Origin of the sequence: Desulfonatronum sp. SC1, from assembly GCF_003046795.1 — a bacterium.
Lineage (GTDB): Bacteria > Desulfobacterota > Desulfovibrionia > Desulfovibrionales > Desulfonatronaceae > Desulfonatronum.
In genome coordinates, this window is sequence record NZ_PZKN01000013.1 from 92,223 (window position 1) to 98,222 (window position 6,000).

4 protein-coding genes and 2 pseudogenes are annotated in these 6,000 nt (G+C 58.9%); 3 read left to right on the forward strand and 3 right to left on the reverse strand.

The genetic code is table 11. The features are described from left to right. Nucleotides 1-128 precede the first annotated feature (128 nt). The 3 genes and pseudogenes from C6366_RS09100 to C6366_RS09115 form a co-directional block, all read right to left on the reverse strand. Complete coding sequence (locus C6366_RS09100) at nt 129-1,322, reverse strand: ABC transporter ATP-binding protein (protein ID WP_107737221.1); 1,194 nt, start codon at nt 1,320-1,322, stop codon at nt 129-131. Nucleotides 1,323-1,564: 242 nt separating this feature from the next. After that, nucleotides 1,565-2,845 (reverse strand): serine--tRNA ligase, encoded by a 1,281-nt coding sequence (gene serS / locus C6366_RS09110; RefSeq protein WP_107737224.1) that lies wholly within the window; start codon nt 2,843-2,845, stop codon nt 1,565-1,567. A 130-nt stretch (nt 2,846-2,975) separates the two neighbouring features. Next, nucleotides 2,976-3,491: pseudogene (locus C6366_RS09115) on the reverse strand (hypothetical protein); the annotation flags it as partial. An 11-nt stretch (nt 3,492-3,502) separates the two neighbouring features. Here C6366_RS09115 and C6366_RS09120 point away from each other — a divergent pair. The 3 genes and pseudogenes from C6366_RS09120 to rpe all read left to right on the forward strand — a co-directional run. Further along, a pseudogene (locus C6366_RS09120) lies at nt 3,503-4,233 on the forward strand (fructose-bisphosphatase class II family protein); the annotation flags it as partial. A gap of 180 nt (nt 4,234-4,413) precedes the next feature. Continuing rightward, entirely contained in the window at nt 4,414-5,229 is an 816-nt protein-coding gene (locus C6366_RS09125; RefSeq protein WP_233248444.1) for a phosphoribulokinase, read from the forward strand. An 18-nt stretch (nt 5,230-5,247) separates the two neighbouring features. Next, nucleotides 5,248-5,919 carry a ribulose-phosphate 3-epimerase gene (rpe, locus tag C6366_RS09130; RefSeq protein ID WP_107737228.1) on the forward strand — a complete coding sequence of 224 codons (672 nt, stop codon included), beginning with the start codon at nt 5,248-5,250 and terminating at the stop codon, nt 5,917-5,919. Nucleotides 5,920-6,000 lie beyond the last annotated feature (81 nt).

Here is a 6,000-nt window from a genome sequence, read left to right on the forward strand (position 1 = left end):
TTACAAAGAGAATACACTTCAACAAGTAGCAACGAAGTCGTCGTCAAAAGCCTCCGCGATTTCCCAAAAACCGTTTTTTGGGTTCAAGGTGACGAGATGGCGGAAAAGGCGCGGATAAGTTCAACAATTCACCCGCCCGTCGCTTCCGGCTCCAACTCCCACTGCGTGTTCAAATGCACCAAGCCCGGCGATTCGCTGGCATCCCGGATGATGAACGGATACCAGTCCTCCAGGCGGTGGAACTGGGTGGCGTGGTCCCAGGAGTGGATGGAGAGGGAGAGGAAGAAGTTGCCTCTTTTCAGGGTCAACGGCGCGATGCGCAGGCGCATGGTTCCCCGTCCGTCGATGAATTCGATGGAAGTTTTGGAAATCTGGGTGTTGGAACCGAAGACGTAAATTCCGTTACCGGTCTTGATGTTGAAGCCGAAGACCGGCTTGTCGATCGGCTTCTTGGCCTTGTAGTGGACCTCCACGATCATCTCCCCGCCGGCTTCGAAGATGTTCGTTTCCGTGCCGGTTTCGTCCAGAAGCAGGGCCTCTTCGATCTCCACGTCACGGGTGCCGTGCTCCTCCACGTTGAGCATCCCGATGCGCACCATGTAGGATTTCAGGTAGCTGAGGATCACAGTGGACGGATCGCCCTGGTCCAAAAGTTGCCCGTCGTGGATCAGCATCACCTCGTCGCAGAACTCGCCCACGGTTTCCAGGGCGTGGGAGACCAGGAACAGGGTCTTGCCCTTTTTCTGGAACTGTCGGACCCGGTCCAGGCACTTCATCTGAAAGGCCGCGTCGCCCACGGCCAGAACCTCGTCGATGAGCAGGATGTCCGGGTCCATTTCCACGGCCACGGCAAAGCCCAGGCGGACGTACATGCCACTGGAGTAGTGCTTCACCGGCGTGTCGATGAAATCCCGCAGCCCGGCGAATTCCACGATGTAGTCGAAGCGCTTCTGGACGTAGTCCCGGGGGATGCCCAGGATCGAAGCGTTCAGATAGACGTTCTCCCGTCCGGACAGGTCCGGATGGAATCCGGCCCCCAGCTCCAGAAGCGAAGAAATCCGGCCCTGGGTACGGACCACGCCCTCGGTGGGGGTGATGGTCCCGGCCACCAGCCCCAGCAAGGTACTCTTGCCCGAGCCGTTGGGGCCGACCACGCCCACGGTCTTGCCCTTGGGAACCTTGAAGTTCAGGTTGCGCAGGGCCCAAAACTCCTTCTTTGCTCCCCCCCTGAACGCCCCGGCCAGGGAATTGAACAAGGTCCGCTGCCCCATGCCCTGGACATAATATCGCTTGCCCACGTTTTCAGCTTCAATGGCGTACATGTCTACCTTTCATGTCCTTCTGTTCCAGGACATTATTGTTCTCGAACCGCGGAAGCTCTAGATCGGTATCGAAATCGAAATCGTGATCGAAATCGATTTCTGGCAACTTTCCGATTTCGATAGCGATTTCGATTTCGATGGGTGTCGCCCCTCCCTGGGGGTTTCCCTTGAGCACTCTGCAATCTACATCCATGAAATCATTGCGATTCTAAAGAGAACAAAAATATCCTGCCTTCTGTTCGCTATGCCCTCGGCTCCACGACTTCCACCCCGCCCATGTAAGGCCGCAGCGCCCGCGGAATGACTAGGCTGCCGTCCTTCTGCTGGCAGTTCTCCATAATGGCCACCAACGTCCGACCCACGGCCAAGCCCGAGCCGTTAAGGGTATGCACGAACCGGGGCTTGCCGCCGGCCGTGGGCTTGAAGCGGATGTCCGCCCGTCGGGCCTGGAAATCCTCGAAGTTGGAACAGGAGGAGATTTCCCGGTAGGTGTTCTGACCCGGCAGCCAGACCTCGATGTCGTAGGTCTTGGCCGCGGAAAAACCCATATCTCCGGTGCACAGGGTGATCACCCGGTAGGGCAGTTCCAGTACCTGCAAAATGCGTTCGGCATGGCCCAGAAGCAGTTCCAACTCCTCGTAGGAGGCGTCCGGGTGGGCGAAGCGGACCAGTTCCACCTTGTTGAATTGGTGCTGGCGGATCAAGCCTCTGGTGTCCCGACCATGGGAGCCTGCCTCGGAGCGAAAGCAGGGCGTATAGGCGACGTAGGCCAGGGGCAGAGCGTCCTCAGCCAGAATTTCATCGCGGTGAATGTTGGTCAGGGGCACTTCGGCCGTGGGGATCAGGAAAAAGTCCGTCTCTTCCAGCTTGAACAGATCCCCGGCGAATTTCGGCAAATTGCCGGTGCCGGTCAAGCTGTCCCGGTTGACGATGAACGGCGGCAGGCATTCCAGATAGCCATGTTCCCCTGTGTGCTGGTCCAACATGAAGTTGATCAGGGCCCGCTCCATCCTGGCGGCCCAGCCGGTCAGCAGGGCAAACCGGGCTCCGGTGATCTTGGCGGCGCGCTCAAAATCCAGGCCGCCCAAACGCGGTCCCAGATCCCAGTGCTCCAAGGGAATGAAGTCCGGACACGCGGGCTCACCCCAGGTACGCAACACGGGGTTATCCGCCTCGGTTCGGCCCAAAGGCACGGAATCGTGGGGTACGTTGGGCACGCCCAGCAGCCAGTCCTGGACGCGCTGGTCCAATTCCTTCAGTTCCGAGTCCAGGGACTTGACCCGATCGGACAGGACGGACAGTTCTTCGATCAAGCCCGAGGCGTCCTCCTTGGCCCGTTTGAGCCTGGCCACCTCGCCCGAAGCCTGGTTGCGCCGGGCCTTGAGCGCCTCCACTTCCCGCAAGAGCATGCGGCGTTGTTCCTCCAGGGCCAGAAAGGTCTCCAGATCAACCCCGGCTCCCCGGTCTTCCAGGGCCTTGCGCACCCGGTCCGGAGACTGACGGATCATTTTGACATCAAGCATGGGCTTTCCCTCTTTACGGTAGTAACGTCACGGCATGGAAGAACCAGCGTCTACCACCCCGGCACCCATGCCGCAACCGCATCACCCCCCCCATGCCCTCATGATTCATCCATCTCCGGCCCGACGCGCCTCATCCCAGACTGTTCGCCACCATCCTGGTCAATCGCAACAACTGATTGCTGAATCCGGATTCGTTGTCGTACCAGATGATCACCTTGGCCAACCGATGGCGCAAGACCGTGGTGCATGGACCGTCCACCACTCCGCCGAAAGTGCTGCCGTTGAAATCAACGGAAACCAGCGGATCCTTGTGCGAACCGTCCAGGATGCGTTGGCTCATGGTGTAGGAATGGATTGTGGTCATCAGGCCGTGTTCGATGCCGAACCGCTCCTGGAGCACTTTGGCCACCGGCGCCAGACAGTTGGTGGTGCAGGAGGCGTTGGACACGATCCGGTGTTCCCCTGGTTGATAGGCGTGGTGATTCACGCCCATGACGATGGTGGCATCCGCGTCCTTGCCCGGAGCGGCGATGAGCACCTTTTTGGCGCCCTGGCCCAGATGCCGCTGACAGTGTTCACGGGATGTAAACTTGCCCGTGGTTTCCAGAACGATATCCACGCCCAGGTCGCTCCAAGCCCACTCACCTGCCGGATGAAGTGGGGCCGGTGGAAGGCACCCGCCTGCTGGCCTTCGGCCGACCCAACGCCATTGCCGTGGTTGCCCTGGCACCCCGCGGCACCATGTATGACCCGGGCCCGGCGTTCTACATGAAAATATGGCCGTTCCCGCGGAAGCCAAGTACCAGATGGACATCAAGGCACCGGTCTCCGATAATCTGCGTCGCGTGGCCCAGGCCCTGGAGAAAACCGTGGACGACCTGGTCGTCTTTGTTTTGGACAAACCACGCCATACCGAGCTGATCTCGGAAATTCGGGAGGCCGGGGCCCGCATCCAACTGCATACGGACGGCGACGTTGCCGGGGCCCTGATGGCCACCACGCCCGACGGCGAAGTGGACATGATGATCGGGACCGGCGGCACCCCGGAAGGGATACTGGCCGCGGTGGCAATCCAGATCATGGGCGGAGAAATGCACTGCCTGCTGGATCCCCAGTCCGATGAAGAACGACAAGCCGTGCTGCAAGCCGGCTACAGCCTGGAACGGGTGCTGACCGTGGACGACCTGATCAAAAGCGACGACGTCTTCTTTACCGCCACCGGGATATCCGGAGGCACATTTCTCAACGTCGTTCAGTTCACCGGTAATGGCGCGATACCCCATTCCATGGTCATGCGCGGCAAAACCGGAACCTTCCGCAGGATCGAGGCCCGGCATTCCTTCGCCAAGCTGATGCGTTTCAGTTCCATTGCCTACCTCACGCCTTAATCGCGAAGAGAAACAGGCCGCGAAGCCGGAATCATCAATCAATTTCATAAAACCACTTCCCGGAGGAAATATGCGACGATCACGTTCCATCATGCTCGGCATCGTTGGGGACAGCGGAACCGGTAAAACCACCATCAGCCAGGGGATTCAAAAAATCTTGGAACGGACAGGGTCACGAACATCTGTTCCGACGACTACCACCGCTACAACCGGTGCGAACGGAAGGAAAAAAACATTTCCGCCCTGCATCCGGACTGCAATTACATCGACATCATGCAGAGCCATTTTTACCAGTTACGCCGGGGCGAGGCCATCTTGAAGCCCAACTACAACCATTGTACCGGGGACTTCGACGCGCCGACCTACATCGCTCCCAAGGAGTTCGTCATCGTGGAGGGCTTGCTGGGCTTTTCCACCAAAAAGATGCGTGATGCCTTTGACGTCAAGATATATCTTGATCCGGAAGAGGAACTGCGCATCATCTGGAAGATCAAGCGCGACATGGGCAAACGCGGCTATACCCGGGAGCAGGTCATTGAATCCCTGAACCGGCGGACCGAGGTCTCCACCCGATACATCCGTCCCCAGCGCCAATACGCGGACATCGTCTGCTCGTTTTACCGGCCGGAAGGCTATGAGGAGGAGGCCGGAGGCCACCTGAGCAACAAGTTGATTTTACGGCCCATCATCCAACACCCGGATTTCTCCGAATTCATCGACGAGCGCCCGGAGATCAAGGAGCGGTGCCTTTCCTTCAACCTGAGCCGCGACTGCGGCCAACCAGTTGACATTCTTGAAATTACCTGGAAGATTAAACAGATCACCGCCGAGACTCTGATGTCCATCATCATGGACTACCTCCCCGGGGCGGACGGGCTGACCACGGAAGGCATCGGCGAGTACTTCGACGGTCAGAGCACGCAGATCAGTTACCCCCTGGCCATTACCCAACTGTTGACCAGCTACCACTTGTACAAAGTCAAGATGAATCTTTAGCCCTCCAGGAGACGTGTCATGTCACGCGATTATCCGTTCATTCTCACACCGTCGTTATTATCCTCGGACTTCAGTCGGATCGGCGACGAGCTGGCCGCTTTGGAGCAGGCGGGCCTGGAGTGGGTCCACTGGGACGTCATGGACGGGGCCTTTGTTCCGAACATTACCTTCGGCCCCCCCGTGATCAAGGCCTGTCGACAAAAGAGCAAACTGTTCTTTGATGTCCACCTGATGATCGAACAGCCGGACCGGTATCTGGGCGACTTCGTGAATGCCGGGGCCAATCTGCTCTGCGTCCATGCCGAGGCCTGCACGCATCTGGAGCGAACCGTCTCCGAAATCACCCGGCTGGGCGCAAAGTGCGGTGTGGCCCTGAACCCGCATACCCCGCTGGATATGGTGGAATACCTGCTGCCACAACTGGACATGGTCCTGATCATGAGCGTGAATCCGGGTTTTGGCGGACAGAAGTTCATCCCTTTTACCAAGGGCAAAATGCAACGCCTGCGGGCCATGATCCAGGAGCAGGGAGGAACCACGCACATTCAGGTGGATGGTGGAGTTACGCCGGAAAACATCCGCGACCTGGCCGACCACGGCGCGAATGTCTTTGTTTCGGGATCAGCCTTTTTCGGTTTTCCGCCCTATGCCCAGCGCTACCGGACATTCATGGACGCCCTGGACCACTGACCCCTGCTGGGCGGGAGCCCATCCGCTCCCGCCCCCCCCACGAAAGAACGGGGCAATGACCGACTCACCCCGGTCATTGCC